This is a genomic window from Methylobacterium sp. GXS13 (assembly GCF_001455965.1).
GTDB lineage: Bacteria > Pseudomonadota > Alphaproteobacteria > Rhizobiales > Beijerinckiaceae > Methylobacterium.
Genome location: NZ_LKKO01000091.1, coordinates 105730 through 125818 on the forward strand (window position 1 = coordinate 105730; position 20089 = coordinate 125818).

A 20089-nucleotide genomic window follows, 5' to 3' on the forward strand; every position below is an offset into this window, starting at 1 on the left:
CGCCGCATCCTTATTCGATAGCCGGCAACCATCGTCCGGGAAGATGTCCTAGACCAGGGGGTTGAGGCTGTCGTTGCGCGGTGGGATCGGCGCCCGCATGGTCAGCGCAAACCCCTCGGGATCGTAGTCGGTCTCGACCTCGGCCTGGACCTGGGTGATCAGCACCCGCTGCAGCAGGCGCGAACCGAAGCCCTGGCGGCTCGGCGGCTGGACCGGCGGCCCCCCCGATTCGCGCCAGTGGAAGCGCAGGATCCCGGCCGCCCCCCCGGGCTCCAGGGACCATGTCACCGCGACCCGTCCGGTGCGGTTGGCGAGCGCCCCGTACTTGGCCGCATTGGTGGTGAGCTCGTGGATCGCCATGCCGATCGGCACCGCGATCTCGGAGGGCAGGTCGATCGCCGGACCGTCGAGGCTGATCCGCCCCTCGGCCTCGCCATCGGCCGTGACCTCCGCGTAGGGCTTCAGCTCGCTCAGCAGCAGGTTCGCGAGCGAGGCGGTCTGCCAGGTATCCTCGGTGAGCACGGCGTGGGTGTGGGCGAGCGATTTGATCCGCCCCACGAATGCCTCGTAGAAATCCTCGATGCTGGACGCGGTCCGGGCCGTGGAGCCCACGATCGCCTGCACGGTGGCCAGCGTGTTCTTCACCCGGTGGTGCAGCTCCCGGATCAACAGGCTCTGCCGCTCCTCGGCGATCCGGCGGTCGGTCACATCGGCCACCACACCGATCAGGCGCCGTGGCAGGCGGCTCGGCGCGTCCCGCTCGAACCGGCCGGCCATGTCGATGGTGCGCCACGCCCCGTCGGACTTCCGCCGGATCCGGCCGCTGATCTGCAGGATCCCGTCCTCGCGCAGCGCCTTCGAGATCGCGTGCCGGACCGCGGCGCGATCGTCCGGGTGGAGGATGTCGCTCAGGAACTCGTTCTTGCCGATGGTGCCGTCCTCGGGGGCATGCCCGAAGATCTCGTACATGTGCTCGTTTTCCCAGATCGCCTGGTCCTCGAGCATGTGCCACTCGAAGATGCCGAGCTTGGCGATCGTGGTCGCGACCCGCAGGCGCTGATCCCGCGACAGGATCTCGTCCCGGGCCTCGACCCGGGTGGTGATGTCCTGGACGACGCCGACCATGCCGACGGGCTCGCCATCGCGACCCGGCACGGATTGCCCCCGCACGCGCAGGATCACGGTGCGCCCGGCCGCGGTGACGGGGGTGTCGAAATGATAGGATTGGCCGGACCGGCACGCCTCCGACACAGTCGCGCTCAAGCGCGCCAATTCCGGAGCGGACAGGCCGGACTTGAGCTCGTCCCACGGCACGGACCGCCCGGGCTGTCGCCCCAGGATCCGGGCCGCCCGACGCGACAGGGTCAGGAGGCCGGTCGCCCGGTCCCAGCGCCACTCACCGAGACCGGCGGTCTCCAGCGCCTCGCGGTTCGCCTCGGAATGCGCGGCCGCATCGGCATCCACGGCCTCGACCACCAGGGTCCGGCCGGAGCGCCGCACCCGCACGTCGATCACGGCCCCGTCCGCCCGGCGCCAAGCCTGGATGCCGTCGCCGAGGCCGTCGCGTTCAGTCTCCGCGAGAAGATCCGCCGCGGCGCGACCGACCAGCATGCCCGGCGACCAGCCGAGCAGATCGTGCAGGACCCGGTTGGCGGCGACGATCACCGTTCCGTTCGCCGACAGCACGACGAGGCCGATCGCGGCATCGTCGAAGCCCGCGCGATACGGGTCGTCCGTCGCCGGGTCTGGACCCACGCTCTCGTCCACTCGGATACATCCTTGAGCACGCCGTGACGCGCTCCCGCACGAGATACCCCCCTGCCGCGGCCCGGACCGCGAAGGCAACTCAGGATGGCGCCCGAGCGTGACCGTTGCAAGGCGTCCCGTACGCACTGCACCGACAGGGATGCCGGTTCGGCGAGGCCGCGTGCGTCCAGGCGCTCAGCGCGGGCGGCGCACGAACTCCAGATAGGTCGGATGCCGGCCCGCCGCCAGCGCCTTCGCCTCGTAGCGGGTTCCGGGCCAGCCCGGAAAGGGCTCGGTCCAGTCGCGGGCCTGCCGCGCCGTCCAGGTCAGGACCGGGCAGCGGGCGGCCCGGACCAGGGTCCAGCCGGCGTAATCGTCGATGTCGCTGGCGAAGCGGAACAGGCCGCCATCCTTCAGGACCCGGCCGATCTCGGCGAGCGAGGCGTCCGAGACGAAGCGGCGCTTGCGCTGGCGGCGCTTCGGCCAGGGATCCGGATAGAGCAGATAGACCCGATCCAGGCAGGCATCCGGCAGGCGTGCCAGCAGGGCGGTCACGTCCTCGTCGCGGATGCGGACGTTGCCTAAGGACCGCGCCTCGATCGCGGCGAGCAGCTTGACCACGCCGTTGACGAAGGGCTCGGCCCCGATGATGCCGATGCGGGGATGGCCCTCGGCCTGGGCGGCGAGGTGCTCGCCGCCGCCGAAACCGATCTCCAGCCAGACCTCGTCCGGTGCGCCGCCGAGCGCGGGGAACAGCGTGCGCGGATCGAGCGGCTGGTCACCCGGCGGGAGATCGACGCGGAGCCCCGGGAGCAGGTCGGTGAGCCGCCGCTCCTGCAGGCCGCGCAGGCGCTTGCCCTTGCGCCGCCCGAAGAAGGCGCGCTCCGGCTCGTCGGCCTCGTGACCGGGCCGTCCGTTCAGGTCAGACATCGGCTACCAACGCGTCGTCCGCGCCCGGGCGAGGACGGGGCTCCAAAGGGCTCGCAGACCACAGCAGGGCTCTGCCCTGCACCCGCAAAAGGTCCAAGACCTTTTGAAACCGGGACTCAAGAAAAAGCCAGCGCACCGCCCCGGATCCGGGACGGTACGCTGGCAGGTCGTTCAGCGTTCGGGCGCGGACCGCCTTACGACAGGGCCGACTTCAGCTTCTGAGCGAGGTCGGTGCGCTCCCAGGAGAAGCCGCCATCGGCCTCGGGGGCGCGGCCGAAATGGCCGTAGGCGGCGGTGCGCGCGTAGATCGGCTTGTTCAGGCCGAGCGCCGTGCGGATGCCGCGGGGCGACAGGTCCATGGCGTCCATCAGGACCGACTCGAGCTTGGCCTCGTCGACCTGGCCGGTGCCGTGCAGATCCACGTAGATCGACAAGGGCTTCGAGACGCCGATCGCGTAGGCGAGCTGGATGGTGGCGCGCCGCGCCAGCCCCGCCGCCACGACGTTCTTGGCGAGGTAGCGCGCCGCATAGGCGGCCGAGCGGTCGACCTTGGTCGGATCCTTGCCCGAGAAGGCACCGCCGCCGTGCGGGGCCGCGCCGCCGTAGGTGTCGACGATGATCTTGCGGCCGGTGAGGCCGCAATCGCCGTCGGGACCGCCGATCACGAACTTGCCGGTCGGGTTGACGTGCCAGACGGTGCTCTCGTTGACCCAACCCTGCGGCAGGGCTGCCCGGATGTAAGGCTCGACGATGACGCGCACGTCGGCCGAATCCAGGGACTCGTCGAGGTGCTGGGTAGAGAGCACGATCTGTGTCGCCTCAACCGGGCGGCCGTTCTCGTAACGGACCGTGACCTGGCTCTTGGCGTCGGGGCCGAGCTTGCCGGCATCGCCCTCGCCCTTCTTGCGGGCGTCGGCCAAGTCCTTGAGGATCTTGTGGGCGTAGAACAGCGGGGCCGGCATCAGCTCCGGGGTCTCGTCGGCGGCGTAGCCGAACATGATGCCCTGGTCGCCCGCGCCCTCGTCCTTGTTGCCGGCCGCGTCGACGCCCTGGGCGATGTCGGCGGACTGGGCGTGGAGGTAGATCGCGACCTCGTTGTTCTTCCAGTGGAAGCCGTCCTGCTCGTAGCCGATATCCTTCACGGCCTGGCGGGTCAGCTCCTCGAGGTTTTCGAAGGTCACCGAATCCGGGCCGCGCACCTCACCCGCGATGACGATGCGGTTGGTCGTCGTCAGGGTCTCGACCCCGAGCCGGGCCTCCGGCATCGCCGCGAGATAGGCATCGACCACCGTATCGGAGATCCGGTCGCTGACCTTGTCGGGATGGCCCTCGGAGACCGACTCACTGGTGAAGAGGTAGTTTGAACGCGGCATCGGACGGATCCCGATCACGGGTACGCCGTCGCGATCGCGGCGTTTGACCCCTTATGCGGGCGGGGTTCTCGCATCGGGTTGCCGTAGGGTCAAGGCGGATTGCCGAACGGATCCGCTATAACGCACGAAACGGCCGACAAACCGCTCGCCTGCTGTGCGACTCAGCAATCAGCCGTTGAGCTTGTGGTCGAGCGCCCGGATGGCGGCGGCGACGTCCCGGCGGGCCTCCTCGGAGAAATGCTCGGTGATGTGGCGGCCGACGATCTCGGCCAGGCCCTGCAGGCCGCCGCCCTCGGTCAAAGGCGTCTGCTCCGGCTCGGAGAAGCCCGGGGCCGTGAAGTCGTCGTTGCGGGGCATGCCCTTGAAGAAGTAATCCATCGGCACCCCGGTCATCCGGGAGAAGATATCGAGATGGACGGCACTGATTCTGTTGGTGCCCTTCTCGTACTTCTGCAGCTGTGCCGCCGACATCCCGAAACTTTGCGCGACGCGACGCTGCGTCAGCGATGCCTTCCGGCGCTGCTCGGCGATGCGTTGACCGACATACACGTCACGCTGATCGGTTTTCTGACCCGCCATGAAGAACTTGCCCACTCCTGCCGCGATTTTCGGGCGGCGAAGCTTAACCGCATAGCGAGGTCGTGTCACCGGCGGGTGACCAGAGCGGTAAATGATTTCTCGCGCCCCGACAGAGCGTCGGCGACCTGTTTTCTGGTGTCCCCGGCAGGGCTCGAACCTGCGACCCCAGGTTTCATACCACTTCGGCTTTCGCCGCCGCCGCCCTCGCGGGCCGCGTTCGTGGCCTGGACTATCCCTTCACCCTGGACCGTGCTTGCGCCCGGCCGTTAGGTGCCGCCCGTCTAGTCTCTACACCTTCCCGTCGAATGCACGCGCATCGGGCGGGCTTGGCTCGGGATCGGCAGGACGCCGGCGTACCGGCGCCGGGAGCTTTCCCCGACTTTGAGCGGATCCGCCGCGCGGTTTCCCGGCGCGACGCCCAATTGTGACCGTTTAGGAAACCTGTGCTCTGTCCAGCTGAGCTACGGAGACGACCACGATTCCCATAGCATCAAGACCCGGACAGGCCAACTGCGCGATGCGTGCGAGACCGATCCGGGGCATGATCGTCCGGGATGCACGCGATGATCGAGCCAGAGGGCGGATCGGCGGAATGGCGACACCGGACGGGCCGCGCGACGACGGCCCTGGTGCTGGTCGCCCTCGGCGCGGCGATGCCGGCCCACGCCGCGTCAGGCACCGCCGAGTGCCGTCAGGGACCGGCGCGCACCGAGACCCTCGACGGGATCGGTCTACGCGGCGAGATCCGCCTCGCCTCCGGCGCCCGGGTGGTGCTGGACTCCCTGCTTTGGCCGGACACCCCGGAGCCCGCAGAGGCGGCGCGCGTCTGGCTCGAAGCCCGGCGGGGCGACAGCCTGTTCGTCGTCCCGCGGGGGCAAACCGACCGCTGGGGCCGGGAGCGGGCCGACATTCAGGTGGCGGAGACCGGGATCGATCTCGCGGGTGGCTTGATCGCGGCCGGGCTCGCCTTCGCAGATGCGAACGAGCGTGATTCGCTCTGCCGCCCGGCCCTGCGTACGGTGGAAGACACCGCCCGGGAGAAGCGGCTCGGCCTGTGGCGCGATTCCGTGCTCCAGGCCACCGACGGCCCGGCACTGCGGGCGCGGGAGGGCCGGTTCGCCGTCGTGGAGGGGCGCATCCGCCATGTCGGCGAGCGCAGCGCCCGCACCTATCTCGACTTCGTTGGTCGCGGCGAGGACGGGCTCACGGTCATGGTATCGAAACGCACTTGGCGAATGATGCGGGACCGTGGTTTGAGTGCGGCTTCGCTCGAAGGCCGGCGCGTGCGGGTCCGCGGCATCCTGGAGGTCTGGCGCGGCCCGACCCTGGAAGCCAACGCCGACGCGGTCGAGATCCTGAGCGAGCCGGATCGGCGCGAGGCCGGGCCGACGGGGGAACGGGAGCTGCGGCGCTGAGCGCGATGGGCCGGATCACGGAGGGATTTGAAGGGGTGGAGCGGCGCTTGCGCGGCCGGGCATCGGCCTGTGCCGGAGCCATGCTCCTGGCTGCCGCCCTCGGCGCCTGCGTGGCCGACCAAGCCGCGGGCCCGGTGACACCGGCCGTGGTCCGGGTCCCGGCCGAGGCGCCGCGCACCACCGGGCGCGAGCGCGCCGCCGATGCCGACCATCTCAAGCTGGTGGCCTCGTTCGGGGGCGAAGTGCGCGCGCCCAACGTGATGCGGATGCTCACGGAGGTGACGGACCGGCTGGTGAAGGCCAGCGAGCGCCCGGACCAGACCTACGCGGTGACGCTGCTCGATTCGCCTGTGGTCAACGCCTTCGCGTTGCCGAACGGGCGGCTCTACGTCACCCGCGGGCTGGTGGCGCTGGCGAGCGACACCTCCGAGGTGGCCGCCGTGCTCGCCCACGAGATGGCACACGTGACGCTGAATCACGCCACCGCCCGGAGCGAGCTGGAGCTGCGCTCGGCCCTGGTGAGCCGCGTGGTGGCCGACGTGCTCAACGATCCCGATACCGGTGCGCAGCTGCAGCACCAATCGCGCTTCGCGCTGGCCCGGTTCTCCCGGGAGCAGGAGCTGGAGGCGGACGCCACCGGGGTGCGCACCCTCGCCAAAGCCGGCTACGATCCGTTCGCGGCCGGCCGCTTCCTCACCGCGCTCAACCGCTCGACCAACCTGAAGGCCGGCAGCGGCGGCACCGGCGAGCCCGACATGCTGGCGACCCATCCGGGCACGGTCGAGCGCGTCACCCAGGTCACCCGGGCGGCGCGCCGGATCGGGGCGCCGGGGATCGGCGCCGACGACCGCGCCGCCTACCCCGGCGCGGTGGACGGGCTCCCGTATGGCGACAACCCGCGCGACGGCGCGGTGCGCGGCCATCGCTTCGTCCATCCCGGGCTCGGCATCGCCTTCGACGTGCCGGACGGGTTCGTTCTGGAGAACACCCGCTCGGCGGTGCTCGGCACGACCCCGGACGGCAACCGACGTCTGCTGTTCGACCAGATCGAGGCCAAGGACGGCCAGCCCCTCGACGCGGCCCTGAAGGGCAGCTGGAACGACGCCCTCGACCCGGCCGGGTTCGAGACCCACGAAATCGGCGGGCACCCGGCGGCCTTCGCGCTCTCGCGCGGGAAGGACTGGACCTTCCGGCTCGCGGCGATCCGGATCGACGACGCGACCTTCCGGCTGATCATGGCCGCCAAGGGCGCCACCGACCCCGAGCCGGCCTTCCGCCCCTGGGTCGCGAGCCTGCGGGCGATCACCCCCGAGGAGGCGGTGCTGCGGCCCCTGCGGCTGCAGGTGGTCCAGGCCGGCGCGGCCAGCGCCGAGGAGCTGGCCCGCCGCATGGCGGTGCCGGACCGGGCCCTCGACCGGTTCCTCGTGCTCAATGGCCTGGAGCGCGGTGCCGCCCTGGTGCCGGGCCGCAGCTACAAGATCGTTGTGGAATAGCCGCCCCGCTTCACGACGGCTTGCACAAGCGCGGCCCTCGGACGACCGTCCCGCGGCGCACGCTCGGCGCCCCGGATCCGGCATCCGGAGCGGTGAGCGAAGCGCTTGACGAGCATCACCTGTTTCCGAGAGCCGGTCGCCCCGTTCGGGGCGATGCGGCAGGGAGAGCGCCGTGATTCGATTTTACTACAATCTGAGCCCCAACCCGATGAAGGTCGCCCTCTGCTTGGAGGAGATGGGCCTTCCCTACGAGCCGGTGCCGGTGGATCCGCGCAAGGGCGAGCAGTTCGATCCCGCCTACATGGCCCTCAACCCGAACGCGAAGGTGCCGACCATCGTCGACGGCGACGTGACGGTGTTCGATTCGAACGCGATCCTGCTCTACCTCGCGGGCAAGACCGGCCAGTTCCTGCCCGAGGGTGAGCGGGTGCGGGGCGAGATGCTGTCCTGGCTGATGTTCGTCGCCACCGGCATCGGGCCGTTCTCCGGCCAGGGCGTCCATTTCCGCCACTTCGCCCCTGATGGCGGCGCCTACGCCAAGGAGCGCTACGCGTTCGAGGCGCGCCGGCATTGGGACATCCTGAACCGGCGGCTCGCCGACGGTCCGTTCGTGCTGGGCGAGACCTACACGATCGTCGACATGGCGGTGTGGGGCTGGGCCCGCATGGTGCCGTTCGTGCTGGGCGAGGATGCCTTCGCCGCCCTGCCGAACGTCAAGCGCCTCCTCGACGCGATCAACGCCCGTCCGGCCGCCCAGGCCGCGGTGGCGCTGAAGGGCCGCCACACCTTCAAGGCCGAGATGGACGACGAGGCGCGCGGCTTCATGTTCCGGGCGACCCAAAGCGGCGCATGATGCGCCGGCTCAGGGACCGCCGAGCGTCACGGAGAGCATCGGCAGGGTGACGGCAAGCCCGTTGCCCGACGCCGGCGGCGTGCCGAGCGTGAGGCAGGCGCCCAGGCCAAGGCAGAAGGCGAGACCGAGCAGCGAGGTCTCGAAACCGCGATAGACCGATTCCATGGGTGGTCTCCTTCGCAAGAGACCCGCAGGATGCGCCCGATCGGTAAACGGATCGGTGCGCCAACGCTCATCCATCGCGTGAGGATCACCACCCCGAGGCGACCAGGGCGGCTCCGGCGGCGATCAGCGCGGCGCCGTCCCACAGGTCGCGTGGCTCAGGCTCTCGCCGAGCAGGCTAGTTCCGAGGAGCACGCCCAGCACCACGCTGAGCTTGTCCAAGGGCGCGACCCGGGCGGCATCCCCGAGCGACAGCGCTCAGAAGGAGCACAGCTACGAGGCCCCGGTGGCGAGACCCGACAGGATCAGGGAGACCGGGCTGCGGCCGGAGATCTGCACGAGCCCCCCGGTCTGGCCGGAGCCGACCACGATTGCCCCCGCAAAAGCGACGGTCATCAGGGTTCGCACGGAGCCTGCGACATCCGACTGGACGCTTGCAACCCCGACCTTGACGTGGATCGCGGTCAGCGCCGCGCAGCCGGCGGCGGAGAGGGCCCAAAAGCGCCAGGATTGCAGAGGGTGATTCAGAGGAGGCTGACGCGGGAAGACCGCCACACGGTGCATGTGACGGTCTTCCTCTAACGATATTCCGGTCCCGAGAGCAGCCGATGTTTCACGGGAAACATCGGCCGCCCGTCACAGCAGCTTGTCGATCGTGATCGGGAGGTCGCGGACGCGCTTGCCGGTGGCGTGGAACACCGCGTTGGTGATCGCCGCGGCAGTACCGACGATGCCGATCTCGCCCAGGCCCTTCACGCCCAGCGGGTTCGCCTTGTCCTCCTCGTCCACGAAGATCACGTCGATGTCGTAGATGTCGGCATGGACCGGCACATGATACTCGCCGAGATTGTGGTTCATGAACCGGCCGAAGCGGTGGTCGAGCATCGACTCCTCTTCGAGCGCCGAGCCGATCCCCATCACCACGCCGCCCAGAATCTGACTGCGCGCGGTCTTCGGGTTCAGGATCTTGCCGGCCGCGATCGCCGAGACCACCCGGGTAAGCCGGACCTGGCCCAGCTCCTCGTCGACCTTCACCTCCACGAAGATCGCCCCGTGGGTGTAGGCCTGGTAGGTCTCGTTGAAGTCCTTATCGGGACCAGCCTCCTCGACCGCCTCGACCTTGTCGACACCGGCGGCCCGCATCACCTCGACCATCGAGACGCTGCGGCTGGGATCACCCGCCACCGAGATGCGGCCGTCAGCGAAGACGGCGCGGTCGACATCGACATTGGCGAGGGGCGAGTTCTCCAGCCCACGGGCCAGCTTGAACACCTGCTCGCCGACGTTGCGGCAGGCCTTCATCACGGCGGTGCCGGAAGAGGCCGCCGTCCAGGATCCGCCGGCAACAGGTGCCTCGGGCAAGCGCGTGTCGCCGAGCTTGGTGGTCACCGACTCCATGGGCAGGCCCAGAGTGTCGGCGGCGATCTGGGTCAGGATCGTGTAGGTGCCGGTGCCGATGTCGCCGGTGGAATTGCCCACCGTCAGCCGGCCATCGGCGGTGAGCGTCGCGATGGCGTTCGACTGCATCATCATCGATTCCCAGACGCCGGTGGCGACGCCCCAGCCGACCAGCTCGCGGCCCTCGCGCATGGAGCGGGGCTCGGGGCTGCGCTTGGACCAGCCGAAGCGCTCGGCGCCTTGGGTAAAACAGGCCTTCAGCTCCTTGGAGCCGAACGGCTTGCCCTCGGCGGTGGCGTCCGACTCCGCGTAGTTCTTCAGCCGCAACGCGATCGGGTCCATCCCGGTCGCATAGGCGAGTTCGTCCATCGCGGTCTCGATGGCGAAGACGCCGGTGACGGCGCCGGGCGCGCGCATGTCGCCCGGGGTGGCGGTGTCGAGCTTGGCGATCCGGTAGGTCAGGGCGACGTTATCGCAGCGGTAGAGCACCCCCGACCAGTTGACGATGACCTCCTGGTAATCCTCGTAATGGGAGGTGCCCTGCACGGCGTCGTGCCGGAGCGCGGTCAGGGTGCCGTCCGCCTCGGCGCTGAGGGAGACAGTCTGCAGCGCCTCGCCCCGGTAGGTGAACGACCACATCTGGTCGCGGGTCAGGGTGACCCGGACCGAGCGCTTCAGCTCCTGGGCGGCCAGCATCGCCAGGAAGGCCTGGTATTGCGGGCGCAGGCCGGAGCCGAAGCCACCGCCGAGATAGGGGTTGAGCACCCGCACCTGATCGGGCTTCAGGCCGAACACGTTGGCGAGATACTGGTGGCTGTTCGAAACACCCTGGATCTTGTCGTAGACCGTGTAGGTCCCGTCCTCTTCCACCACCACCGTGGTGGCATGGGGCTCCATCGGGTTGTGGTGCTCGTTGGCCAGCGTGTAGGCGCCCTGCACGCGGATCGGCGCGCTGCCGAAGGCTTGGTCGGCGTCACCCCACGGCTCCGGCGGCGGCTTGATGCCCCCGCGCTTCTCGGGCGGATCGTAGGCGTCACCGCGTGCGGCCTTGAGATCGGTGACGGGTTCCTGGGCCTCGTAGCGGACCTGGATCAGCGAGGCGGCGTAGCGGGCGGTCTCGAAATCCTCGGCCACCACCAGGGCGACGGGCTGGCCGCTATAGACGATCAGGTCGTCATAGAGGGCGCGGAACGGCGAGCCGGGGGGCGCCACCGCGTCTTGGAAGTTCTTGTCCCGCCACGCGGTGCGCGGCCGGTTCTCGTGGGTGATCACCTTGAGAACGCCGGGCACCGCCTCGGCTTCGGCCGAGTCGATCGCTGCGATCCGCCCCTTGGCGATGGCGCTCGACACGACGTAGCCGTAGGCGAGGTCGGGGGCAGCGAACTCGCTGGCGTATTTGGCGAGGCCGGTGACCTTGGCGGGTCCGTCGATGCGGCTGCGCGGGCTGCCGACGAAGGTGTCGTGGCCGGTGGAGCTGAAGGTCTGGGTCATCGGGGTGCCTACTGGATGCGCTTGTCGCTGAGCGACTGGGGCGTGCCGGCAGCGGCCTGTTCGAGGCCGCGCACGATGGCGCGCCGGGCGAGGTCGATCTTGAAGCCGTTGGCCGATTGCGGCTTGGCCTCGGAGACGATGAGGTCGGCCGCCTGCTGGAAGCTCTCGCGGGTGGCGGGCTTGCCCTCCAGCAGCGCCTCGGCCTCACGGTTGCGCCAGGGCTTGTGGGCGACGCCGCCGAGCGCCAGCCGGGCGGTCTTGATCGTGTCGCCGTCGAGTTCGATGCCGGCCGCCACCGAAACCAGCGCGAAGGCGTAGGACAGCCGGTCGCGCAGCTTCAGGTAGGTGTAGTGCTGCGGGAACTTGCTCTCGGGCAGATCGACCGAGACGATGATCTCGCCGGCGGCGAGGTTGGTGTCGATCTCAGGGCTATCGCCCGGCAGCCGGTGGAAATCCGCGAACGGGATCGTCCGCTCGCCCTGCGGCCCGCTCACCCGGACCGTCGCCTCGAGCGCCGCCAGGGCGATGCACATGTCGGACGGGTGGGTGGCGATGCAGGCTTCGCTGGCGCCGAAGATCGCGTGGATGCGGTTGACGCCGCCGATCGCCGGGCAGCCGGTGCCGGGCTCACGCTTGTTGCAGGGCGTGGCCGTGTCGTAAAAATAGTAGCAGCGGGTCCGCTGCAGCAGGTTGCCGCCCGTGGAAGCGGCGTTGCGCAGCTGCGCCGAGGCGCCGGCCAGGATGGCGTTGCGCAGCAGCGGATACTGCGCGGCGACGCGATCGTCGTAGGCGACCTTGGCGTTGGTCGCGAGCGCCCCCAGTCGCAGGCCGCCTTCATGCGCCTCGATGCCGTCGAGGGGCAAGCGGGTGATGTCGATCAGCCGACCCGGCTTCTCGACGTCGTACTTCATCAGGTCGATCAGGTTGGTGCCACCCGCGATGAACCGCGCGCCCGCCCCGTAGGCCTGGACCGCCTCCGCCACCGTGCCGGCGCGGACATAGTCGAAGCGGTTCATCGGGCGGCTCCCTGCATCACGTCCTCGATGGCGTCAACGATGTTGGTGTAGGCGCCGCAGCGGCAGATGTTGCCGCTCATCGCCTCCCGGATCTCCTCACGGCTGTGGGCGTGGCCCTCGTTCATCAGGCCGACCGAGGAGCAGAGCTGGCCCGGCGTGCAGTAGCCGCACTGGAAGGCGTCGTGCTCGATGAACGCTTCCTGGATCGGATGCAGCGCGTTGCTGCCGCCCCGGTCGACGAAGGCGACCAGCCCCTCGACCGTGGTGATCTCGGCGCCGTCCTTCATCACCGCCAGCGTCAGGCAGGCATTCACCCGGGTGCCGTTGACCAGCACCGTACAGGCGCCGCACTGGCCGTGGTCGCAGCCCTTCTTGGTGCCCGTGAGGTCGAGCTTCTCACGCAGGAGATCGAGCAGCGTGGTCCAGGGCGTGACCTGGAGTTCGCGACGCTGCCCGTTGATCGTCAGGGTGATGGCGAGGCCGGTATCGGCCCGCACCGGCGGACTGTGTTCGAGGAGCATGGACTGGTCCAAGGTCTGGGGCCGCCACGAATCCGGGCGGGGAACGGATCGGTCTGGGTGCGGCGACGGAGCGACAGGCGCGTCAGCCAGACGGTTCTCTCGATAACCATTCCAATCTGCGCCTGTTCCGAGGACGATCGGTCTCAGGGGCGGCCGATGCGGGCGTTGCCGCACCCGCACCGCCTCGGGTAACGCTGGATTCACCCAAAGCCACGCCGCACCCCGGAGCCCCCGATGGCCGCGCTCGACGCGATTCTGAATGACATCGACACGGACCTGGAGAACGCCCTGGAGCGGCTGTTCGCCTTCCTGCGCATCCCGTCGATCTCGACCGAGCCGGCCCATGCCGGCGATTGCCGGGCCGCCGCCGCGTGGCTCGCCCAGGACCTGACGGCGCTCGGCTTCGAGACCTCCGTGGAGGACACCTCGCTGCACCCGGTGGTGCTCGCGACCAAGCCGAAGCCCGGCGCGCCGCACGTCCTGTTCTACGGCCATTACGACGTGCAGCCGGTCGATCCGCTTGACCTCTGGACGACGCCGCCCTTCGAGCCGCGCATCGCCTCCGACGCGGACGGCCGCAAGACCATCGTCGGGCGCGGGTCTTCCGACGACAAGGGCCAGGTCATGACCTTCGTGGAGGCGTGCCGGGCGCATATCGCGATGAATGGCGAATTGCCCTGCGGCGTCACTATCCTGATCGAGGGCGCTGAAGAAAGCGGCTCGCAGGGGCTGCCCGAATGGGTCGCGGCCAATCGCGACAAGCTCGGTTGCGACGTGGTGCTGGTGTGCGACACCGGCATGTGGGACCGGCGCACGCCGGCCATCACGTCGTCGTTGCGCGGGCTCGCGTATTTCGAGGTGAAGGTCACCTGCGCCGACCGTGACCTGCATTCGGGCTTCTTCGGCGGCGCCGCCCGCAACCCGATCCACGTGCTGTCGAAGATCATCGCCGACCTGCACGATGACGACGGCCGGGTGACGATCCCGGGCTTCTACGACGGTGTGCACGAGCGCCCGCCCGAGGTGCTGGAGCAGTGGCGCGGCCTGGGCCTGACGCCCGAGACCCTGCTCGGGCCGATCGGCCTGAAGGAGCCCGCGGGCGAGCGCGGGCGGATGCCGATCGAGCTGGTGCAGTCGCGCCCGTCCTGCGACGCCAACGGCATCATCGGCGGCTATACCGGCGAGGGCACCAAGACGGTGATCGCGTCGACCGCCTCGGCCAAGATCTCGTTCCGCCTCGTGGACGACCAGGACCCGAAGGTGCTGGCCGAACGGTTCGAGGCCTTCGTGCGCGCGCGCATCCCGTCCGACTGCACGGTCGAGGTGATCACCTACAAGGGCTCGCGGGCGATCAGCCTCCCCTTCGACATGCCGCAGCTCGGGGCCGCCAAGGCGGCGCTCGCCGAGGAATGGGGCGTGCCGGCCGTGACCGTGGGGGCCGGCGGCTCGATCCCGATCGTCGGCGACTTCAAGCGGCTCCTGAACCGCGACACGCTGCTGATCGGCTTCGGGCTCGACGACGACCGCATCCACTCGCCCAACGAGAAGTACGACCTGACGAGCTTCCACAAGGGCACGCGCTCCTGGGCGCGGATCCTCACGGCGCTCGGTCAGGGCTGAGCGTCGGACGTCCGCATCTTCGCGTCGATCCAAGCCCACAGGGCTCGGATCTCCTCCGCGGCGAGGCTCACGGGCGCGTATTCCGTGACGCCGAGCCCGGTCGCCAGGGCGTCCTGATGGTCGACCCGGTGGATGATGCCGGGCTCGGCCAGCACGCCCAGCGCCCGCAACTGCGCGGCGTAGGCGCTGGTCCGCGGCGAGGGCGGCGGCGTCCACTGGTTTAGCACCAGGGCGAGCCGGTCGCGCAGGCCGAGGCCGACCAGGGCCTGGAGGGTCGGACGCGCCGCCACGATGTCGAGGCGCGAGGGCCGCACCGGCATCAGCACGAAATCCGCATCCTTGAGCGCCGGCGCCAGCCCGGCCGCGCTGCCGGCGGTGTCGAGCGCGACCAGGGTCGTGCCCTGCTGGGCGAGGATGTCGAGGATCTCCGGCAGCTGGGCGATCTCCCAGGGCTGGATCCGGTCCACCGCGACGGCGTCGCTCCGGCGCAGGGCGCCCCAGCCGGCGAGCGAGGCCTGCGGGTCGAGATCGAGGGCGGTCACGCGCTCGCCGGCTTCCGCCGCCGCGACGGCGAGCGAGGCGGCCAGCGTGGTCTTGCCGGTGCCGCCCTTCTGCACCGCCACCGCGAGGATCCGCGGCGGTTTGACGTTCCCGCGCGACGCGGCCTCCGGCTCGTGTCCGGATCCTTGGGGATCCATGCCTCTCCTACCTGTCGATCTCGGGCCCGGTCCCCGCGATCGCCGCAGTGCCGGAAGACGGCCGTCCGGTCCCGTGTTGCGCGTGAGGCCCCGTCCCGCGGGCCCGTTCCGGTGAATCGCCCGCGCGCGGCCTCCGCCGTGGCGACCGTAGCCCAGCTATCATGACGATGACATCATGAACACCGGAGGCCGACGCGCGGCTTAGTCAGAAGCCGTCCTGAGCATCCGAACCACACGATCAGATCTTACGGGCCGCCACCAACCCCCAGGACCACCCTGAGCGAATGGTGTCATGCAGATCGTATGTTTGCGGCCCCTGAATCCGAACGATGCCGCGATTGATACTTTTTCGACCTTAACGCGCGCCTAACAAGAAAGTCATCAATCCCATAAATACATACAGTTTCATATTAAAATTTGAAATGCCATATCCGAATCGGACAATCACTTGCGAAAATAACGTCGCGCATGCGAATACAAACAATGCCGCAGACGTCACCGGTCTAGGCATCGGTCGGCAGATCCGGACTCCCCGGGATCCGCGACCCCACGCATGCGCCGGAGGCAGGATCGTATCGTGGCCGGCAGGATGCGGGATCACCCGCCCCCGCCGCGCGTTGGGCCGGTATTCCCGACCCTGCGGCTCGGACGGCCCCTCGATCCGCCGGAAGCGGCGGAGGCGGGCCGCCGACCGCCCATCTCCGCCCCAGGATCCGCATGTCCCTCGACCGCCGCCGCCTGATCGGATCGGGCCTCGTCGCCCTCGCGGCCGGATCGGCCCAGGCGGAACCATCACCCGCCCCCGCGCGGTCGTCGCGCCGCGCGCCCCCGACCAGCCGCCCCGCCGGGGCTCTGGAGCTGGCGATGGCTGCGGACGCCCCGTCGACGCCCACCGGCCTGGCGATCGCCCGGGGCGGCCGGATGTTCGTGATGATGCCGCGCTTCACCGGATCGGAGCCGGTGACGCTCGGCGAGGTGCTCCCCGACGGCTCGGTGAAGCCCTACCCGGACGCCCGGACCAACATGCCCGATCCGAAGGACCCGCAGGCGACCCTGTTCCACGTGCCCAACGGCGTGTTCGACCGCAACGACGCGTTCTGGATCCTCGATTCCGGCCTGCCCGAGGGCAAGGGCAAGCCGGTGCCGGGGGCCGCCAAGCTCGTAGAGATCGACATCACCCAGGACAGGATCCGCCGGGTGATCCCGCTCGATGCCGGCATGGTCGCGGATTCCTCCCTGAACGACCTGCGGGTCGACATCCGGGACGGCCGGGCGCTGGCCTACATCACCGACCAGGGCCAGGGCGGCCAGGGGGCGATCCTGGCGGTCGACCTCGCCAGCGGGCGGGTGACACGGCGGCTCGCCGATCATCCAAGCACGGCCACGCAGGAGGGCCTGGTCAAGTTCGTGGAGCTGCGGCCGGTGATGGAGCAGAAGGGCGAGACCCCGGCCAAGAGCCCCAAGGGCGGCGCCAACGGCATCGCGATCAGCCCGGACGGAAGCCGCCTGTACTACGCACCACTGATGAGCCGGCGCCTCTACGCGGTGGAGACCGCCGCGCTCCTCGATCCGAAGGTGTCGGATGCGGATCTCGCCGCCAAGGTCCAGGACCTCGGCGAGAAGGGCATGACTGGCGGCCTGACCACGGATTCGCAGGACCGGATCTATCTCAGCCTGCAGGAGCACAACGCCGCCGGCCGGCGCCGACCGGACGGCACCGTCGAGGTGCTGGCCGCGGATGACCGCCTGATCTGGGCCGACACGTTCTGGATCACCCCGGACCGCTGGCTCTACATCTCGAGCGCCCAGGTCAACCGCCGGCCGGAATTCAACCGCGGCCAGGACCTGCAGGAGAGGCCCTACGCGATCCTGCGCATGCGCATCGACGCGGATCCGGTGCTGTAGGGTGAAGTTCGGCACGCGCCGATCGGTGCAGGACCGGGTATGCGCTGGATCCTCGGTTTCGCATCATCGCTGTCCGAACGCCGGAAACCCCCGTTCGGGCTGATGCTTGCGGAGCAGCGCATTCCGGACGGCCGCGATGGACCTCTCGCGCGATCCCGACTTCTTCGCCGTCCTCACCGGCAGCCACCGGCGCCGCCTCGGCGCGGCGCTGGTGCCTGAAGGGGCGGACGCGGTTTGGCTCTACGAACAGGCGCCCTTCGTGGTCCTGGCCCATGATGGCGGCGCGGACCCGCGCTTCGTCTACGCCAACCGGGCCGCGCAGGCCTGCTTCGGCTACGGGCGGGACGAGCTGGTCGGCCTGCCGTCCCGGCTCTCCGCCGACCAGCGCCAGCGCGCCGAGCGGCAGCGGCTCCTCGACGCCGTGGTCCGCGACGGCTTCACCCGCGGCTACCGGGGCCTGCGGATCGCCAAGGGCGGCCGGCGCTTCTGGATCGAGCAGGCGGTGGTCTGGCAGCTCGACCGCGACGGCGTGAGTGTGGGCCAGGCGGCGACATTTTCCGCGTGGCGCGACGCGTGAGGGGCAAGATGCGTCCGCTCCCGGGCGCGCGCGTGATGATCTGCGACGCGCACTGACGTCCGCTTGCCGTCCGAGCCGAAGGGCGGAAGGGCCGCTTCCAGGCGACCGAAGAAACAGGGCGGCACGCCGGAATCGGCGGCTTTCAGCCGGTTCGCCTTTGGCCCGAAACCGGGCGTTCGGATGTGCGTCGGGTCGGGGCCAACGATCGGCTTCAGAGGCGCGTGGTCAGAGCGGTCAGCCAATCCGGCGAGGCGTTGACCAGGGCGGTCTCCGCGACCTTGTCGTAGCCCGTCGCGATCATCAGCCCCGTGGCCACGAGGATCAGGCCGAGGGCCGCCTTCAGCCCCTTGCCCAGGCCCATCATCCGGTCGCGCCAGCGCATGAGCACCTCGCGCGACAGCGTGCCGAGCAGGAGGAGCGGCAGGGCCGCGCCGAGGCCGAACAGCAGCATGGTCAACGCGACAGTCCCGAGGTCGCGTCCCTGAGAGGCGAGCAGCGAGGCTGCGCCGAGGGTCGGGCCGACGCACGGGCTCCACACCGCCCCGAGCAGCACACCGACGCCGAATTGCCCCAGCAACCCAGCGGTCGAGAACCCGCCGAACCGACTCTCGGTCCAGTTGCTCACCGGCCCTGCCGCCACGGCCAGCCGCGTCTGGGCTGCCGGGACGATCAGGACCAGACCGATCAGGATCAGCATGACAGCCGCGCCGATCCGGAACACGCCGGCGTCGAGACCCATGGCGAACCCCACGGTGGCCACGAACAAGCCGATGACCACGAAGGACAGGGCGAGGCCGGCGGCGAGCGCCGCCGGGCCGAGCCTGTGTTCCGAGGCTGCCGCGCCCAGCACCAGCGGCAGCAGCGGCAGCACGCAGGGGGACAGCACCGAAAGGATGCCGGCCAGGAACGCGAGGCCGAAGCTCGTGACCATGGCGGAGCCTCAGATCGCCTTGTCGAGCAGCGACGCGATCGCCTCGGGCTTGGTCTCGCCGGCCGAGCGTCCGGTCTCCTGGGTGCCCCTGTAGGTGATGAGCGTGCTCTGCATCGTGGCGCCGAACTGCTTCACCACGTCCTTGCGGCTGTCGAAATCGACGTCGAACACCTGGAGGTCCTTGAACCTAAGCTCGGCCTCCAGCTTCGCCAGGATGGGTTTCTGCGCGGCACAGGTCGTGCACCAGGGGGCGGTGATGTGGACGAGGATCGGCTTGCCGGCCTTCTGGGCCGCCTCGAAGGCGGCGGGCGTATAGGTCTTCTCGGCGGCGATCGCGCCGGTGCCGAACAGCAGGGGGGCGGAGGCGAAGGCGGCGAACAGGATGTGGCGGGCGGTCATGGGCGCATCTCTCCGTGTGCGTGCGTGATGGTCAGTTGGACGCCTGGGTGATGGCGCGGTCGACGTTGACACGGCCCGACCAGTCCTTGGCGCTGTCCTGCCCCTTGAGATCGATCAGCCGGGCGCCGCTGACATCGACGTTCTTGAAGTCCGCGCCCGCGACCGTGGCGCCGGTGAGGTTCGCCCCGGACAGGTCCGAGCCCATCAGCACCACGTTGGTCAGGTCGGCATCCTTGAGGTCGGCGTATTCCAGTCGCGACCGGCCGAGATTGGCCCCCTTCAGGTTCGCGCCCGCAAGGTTCACCGAGGTGAACACCGCCCGCATCAGGCCCATGGATTGGTTCTTGATATCGGCGCCGCCCTTCAGATCGACCAGTGTCGCCCCGCTCATATTGGCGCCCTTGAAATCGCCGATCGGCATGGAGCGGCTGAGATCGGCGCCGGTGAGGTTGGCGTCGCGGGCGGTGATCCCGAACATCTTCGTGTCCGCGAGCTTGGCGCCGGACAGGTCGGCCTTCAGGAACCAAGCCTGTTCGAGATTCGCCCCGCTGAGATCGGCACCGCGCAGGTTGGTCTTGTTCAGCCGCGCCGTCCGCAGATTGGCACCGCGGAGGTTCAACCCCGACAGGTCGAGGCCGGACAGCGCCTTGTCGTGCAGGTCGATCGGCTTGCCGTCGGCGGTCTTGATCAGCGCCTCGACGTCGGCGCGGCTCATCTCGGCTTTGGTCATCGCCGGCGAGGCCATGTCAGCGCCAAGCAGCAGATCCTGCTCAGCAGCGGCGGGGCCGGCGGCGAGGGCGGCCAGCATGAAGCTCAGGGCGAGGCGGCGCATCGGTTCACTCCCATCGGGTGCCGTGCAGGGCCGGCGCCCGTATCGTGTTCGTTGTGTCACGATGCTATGCCGAGTTGCTGCACCCGGTCGGTGACCCAGGTCACACAAGTCCGGCGCGGCGGGAGAAAAACGCAACGCGAGCCGGACGAT

18 protein-coding genes and 1 pseudogene are annotated in these 20089 nt (G+C 69.7%); 6 read left to right on the forward strand and 13 right to left on the reverse strand.

Annotated elements, in window-relative coordinates; genetic code table 11:
* Nucleotides 1–48: 48 nt before the first annotated feature.
* The 4 genes from AO398_RS26065 to AO398_RS26080 form a co-directional block, all read right to left on the reverse strand.
* Nucleotides 49–1767, reverse strand: coding sequence for an HWE histidine kinase domain-containing protein (locus tag AO398_RS26065; protein WP_058195060.1), 1719 nt, complete (start codon nt 1765–1767; stop codon nt 49–51).
* Between the two features lie 174 nt (nt 1768–1941).
* Nucleotides 1942–2676, reverse strand: a complete 735-nt coding sequence (locus AO398_RS26070; RefSeq protein WP_058195061.1) for a tRNA (guanine(46)-N(7))-methyltransferase TrmB — start codon at nt 2674–2676, stop codon at nt 1942–1944.
* A 194-nt stretch (nt 2677–2870) separates the two neighbouring features.
* Entirely contained in the window at nt 2871–4049 is a 1179-nt protein-coding gene (metK, locus tag AO398_RS26075) for a methionine adenosyltransferase (RefSeq protein WP_058195104.1), read from the reverse strand.
* 168 nt (nt 4050–4217) lie between these two features.
* Nucleotides 4218–4628 (reverse strand): helix-turn-helix transcriptional regulator, encoded by a 411-nt coding sequence (locus AO398_RS26080; RefSeq protein ID WP_058195106.1) that lies wholly within the window; start codon nt 4626–4628, stop codon nt 4218–4220.
* Between the two features lie 563 nt (nt 4629–5191).
* On the opposite strand from AO398_RS26080, the gene AO398_RS26085 reads away from it, so the two are divergent.
* The 3 genes from AO398_RS26085 to AO398_RS26095 all read left to right on the forward strand — a co-directional run bounded on the left by AO398_RS26085 (nt 5192) and on the right by AO398_RS26095 (nt 8389).
* Entirely contained in the window at nt 5192–6043 is an 852-nt protein-coding gene (locus AO398_RS26085; RefSeq protein WP_058195108.1) for a thermonuclease family protein, read from the forward strand.
* A gap of 80 nt (nt 6044–6123) precedes the next feature.
* On the forward strand, nt 6124–7536 hold the full coding sequence (locus tag AO398_RS26090) for a M48 family metalloprotease (RefSeq protein ID WP_244498896.1): 1413 nt from the start codon (nt 6124–6126) through the stop codon (nt 7534–7536).
* A gap of 172 nt (nt 7537–7708) precedes the next feature.
* The gene (locus tag AO398_RS26095) at nt 7709–8389 is read left to right on the forward strand and encodes a glutathione S-transferase family protein (RefSeq protein ID WP_058195063.1); all 681 of its coding nucleotides are present in this window, start codon (nt 7709–7711) and stop codon (nt 8387–8389) included.
* A 9-nt stretch (nt 8390–8398) separates the two neighbouring features.
* On the opposite strand, the gene AO398_RS29200 is transcribed toward AO398_RS26095, so the two are convergent.
* From AO398_RS29200 to AO398_RS26115, 5 genes and pseudogenes are all read right to left on the reverse strand, one after another.
* Nucleotides 8399–8554, reverse strand: coding sequence for a hypothetical protein (locus tag AO398_RS29200; protein ID WP_201025841.1), 156 nt, complete (start codon nt 8552–8554; stop codon nt 8399–8401).
* Nucleotides 8555–8639: 85 nt separating this feature from the next.
* Nucleotides 8640–9079 (reverse strand): annotated as a pseudogene (locus AO398_RS26100) (EamA family transporter).
* Nucleotides 9080–9187: 108 nt separating this feature from the next.
* Nucleotides 9188–11440 carry a xanthine dehydrogenase family protein molybdopterin-binding subunit gene (locus AO398_RS26105; RefSeq protein WP_058195064.1) on the reverse strand — a complete coding sequence of 751 codons (2253 nt, stop codon included), beginning with the start codon at nt 11438–11440 and terminating at the stop codon, nt 9188–9190.
* 8 nt (nt 11441–11448) lie between these two features.
* On the reverse strand, nt 11449–12456 hold the full coding sequence (locus AO398_RS26110; protein ID WP_058195065.1) for a xanthine dehydrogenase family protein subunit M: 1008 nt from the start codon (nt 12454–12456) through the stop codon (nt 11449–11451).
* Nucleotides 12453–12977, reverse strand: a complete 525-nt coding sequence (locus AO398_RS26115; RefSeq protein ID WP_058195066.1) for a (2Fe-2S)-binding protein — start codon at nt 12975–12977, stop codon at nt 12453–12455. Before AO398_RS26115 ends, AO398_RS26110 begins: the two co-directional genes overlap by 4 nt.
* Nucleotides 12978–13211: 234 nt before the next feature.
* On the opposite strand from AO398_RS26115, the gene AO398_RS26120 reads away from it, so the two are divergent.
* On the forward strand, nt 13212–14597 hold the full coding sequence (locus tag AO398_RS26120) for a M20/M25/M40 family metallo-hydrolase (RefSeq protein ID WP_058195067.1): 1386 nt from the start codon (nt 13212–13214) through the stop codon (nt 14595–14597).
* Here AO398_RS26120 and AO398_RS26125 read toward each other — a convergent pair.
* Nucleotides 14588–15295, reverse strand: a complete 708-nt coding sequence (locus AO398_RS26125) for a ParA family protein (protein ID WP_058195068.1) — start codon at nt 15293–15295, stop codon at nt 14588–14590. The two genes, AO398_RS26120 and AO398_RS26125, sit on opposite strands and share 10 nt — an antisense overlap.
* Nucleotides 15296–16012: 717 nt before the next feature.
* On the opposite strand from AO398_RS26125, the gene AO398_RS26130 reads away from it, so the two are divergent.
* Both AO398_RS26130 and AO398_RS26135 read left to right on the forward strand, forming a co-directional pair.
* Nucleotides 16013–17200 (forward strand): L-dopachrome tautomerase-related protein, encoded by a 1188-nt coding sequence (locus tag AO398_RS26130; protein ID WP_082643452.1) that lies wholly within the window; start codon nt 16013–16015, stop codon nt 17198–17200.
* A gap of 136 nt (nt 17201–17336) precedes the next feature.
* Nucleotides 17337–17777, forward strand: a complete 441-nt coding sequence (locus AO398_RS26135) for an MEKHLA domain-containing protein (protein WP_058195070.1) — start codon at nt 17337–17339, stop codon at nt 17775–17777.
* A gap of 211 nt (nt 17778–17988) precedes the next feature.
* On the opposite strand, the gene AO398_RS26140 is transcribed toward AO398_RS26135, so the two are convergent.
* The 3 genes from AO398_RS26140 to AO398_RS26150 are packed head-to-tail and all read right to left on the reverse strand — an operon-like array spanning nt 17989 to nt 19939.
* Nucleotides 17989–18708, reverse strand: coding sequence for a cytochrome c biogenesis protein CcdA (locus AO398_RS26140; protein ID WP_058195071.1), 720 nt, complete (start codon nt 18706–18708; stop codon nt 17989–17991).
* Nucleotides 18709–18717: 9 nt separating this feature from the next.
* On the reverse strand, nt 18718–19107 hold the full coding sequence (locus tag AO398_RS26145) for a thioredoxin family protein (protein WP_058195072.1): 390 nt from the start codon (nt 19105–19107) through the stop codon (nt 18718–18720).
* A gap of 31 nt (nt 19108–19138) precedes the next feature.
* A complete protein-coding gene (locus AO398_RS26150) occupies nt 19139–19939 on the reverse strand; it encodes a pentapeptide repeat-containing protein (protein ID WP_058195073.1) in 801 nt (266 codons plus the stop codon).
* Nucleotides 19940–20089: the final 150 nt, after the last annotated feature.

Coding starts and splice junctions, on each gene's coding strand:
- AO398_RS26070 (WP_058195061.1), bottom strand. CDS start 2,676: ATGTCTGACCTGAACGGACGGCCCGGTCACGAGGCCGACGAGCCGGAG.
- metK (WP_058195104.1), bottom strand. CDS start 4,049: ATGCCGCGTTCAAACTACCTCTTCACCAGTGAGTCGGTCTCCGAGGGC.
- AO398_RS26080 (WP_058195106.1), bottom strand. CDS start 4,628: ATGGCGGGTCAGAAAACCGATCAGCGTGACGTGTATGTCGGTCAACGC.
- AO398_RS26085 (WP_058195108.1), top strand. CDS start 5,192: ATGATCGAGCCAGAGGGCGGATCGGCGGAATGGCGACACCGGACGGGC.
- AO398_RS26090 (WP_244498896.1), top strand. CDS start 6,124: ATGCTCCTGGCTGCCGCCCTCGGCGCCTGCGTGGCCGACCAAGCCGCG.
- AO398_RS29200 (WP_201025841.1), bottom strand. CDS start 8,554: ATGGAATCGGTCTATCGCGGTTTCGAGACCTCGCTGCTCGGTCTCGCC.
- AO398_RS26105 (WP_058195064.1), bottom strand. CDS start 11,440: ATGACCCAGACCTTCAGCTCCACCGGCCACGACACCTTCGTCGGCAGC.
- AO398_RS26110 (WP_058195065.1), bottom strand. CDS start 12,456: ATGAACCGCTTCGACTATGTCCGCGCCGGCACGGTGGCGGAGGCGGTC.
- AO398_RS26115 (WP_058195066.1), bottom strand. CDS start 12,977: ATGCTCCTCGAACACAGTCCGCCGGTGCGGGCCGATACCGGCCTCGCC.
- AO398_RS26120 (WP_058195067.1), top strand. CDS start 13,212: ATGGCCGCGCTCGACGCGATTCTGAATGACATCGACACGGACCTGGAG.
- AO398_RS26125 (WP_058195068.1), bottom strand. CDS start 15,295: ATGGATCCCCAAGGATCCGGACACGAGCCGGAGGCCGCGTCGCGCGGG.
- AO398_RS26130 (WP_082643452.1), top strand. CDS start 16,013: ATGTCCCTCGACCGCCGCCGCCTGATCGGATCGGGCCTCGTCGCCCTC.
- AO398_RS26135 (WP_058195070.1), top strand. CDS start 17,337: ATGGACCTCTCGCGCGATCCCGACTTCTTCGCCGTCCTCACCGGCAGC.
- AO398_RS26140 (WP_058195071.1), bottom strand. CDS start 18,708: ATGGTCACGAGCTTCGGCCTCGCGTTCCTGGCCGGCATCCTTTCGGTG.
- AO398_RS26145 (WP_058195072.1), bottom strand. CDS start 19,107: ATGACCGCCCGCCACATCCTGTTCGCCGCCTTCGCCTCCGCCCCCCTG.
- AO398_RS26150 (WP_058195073.1), bottom strand. CDS start 19,939: ATGCGCCGCCTCGCCCTGAGCTTCATGCTGGCCGCCCTCGCCGCCGGC.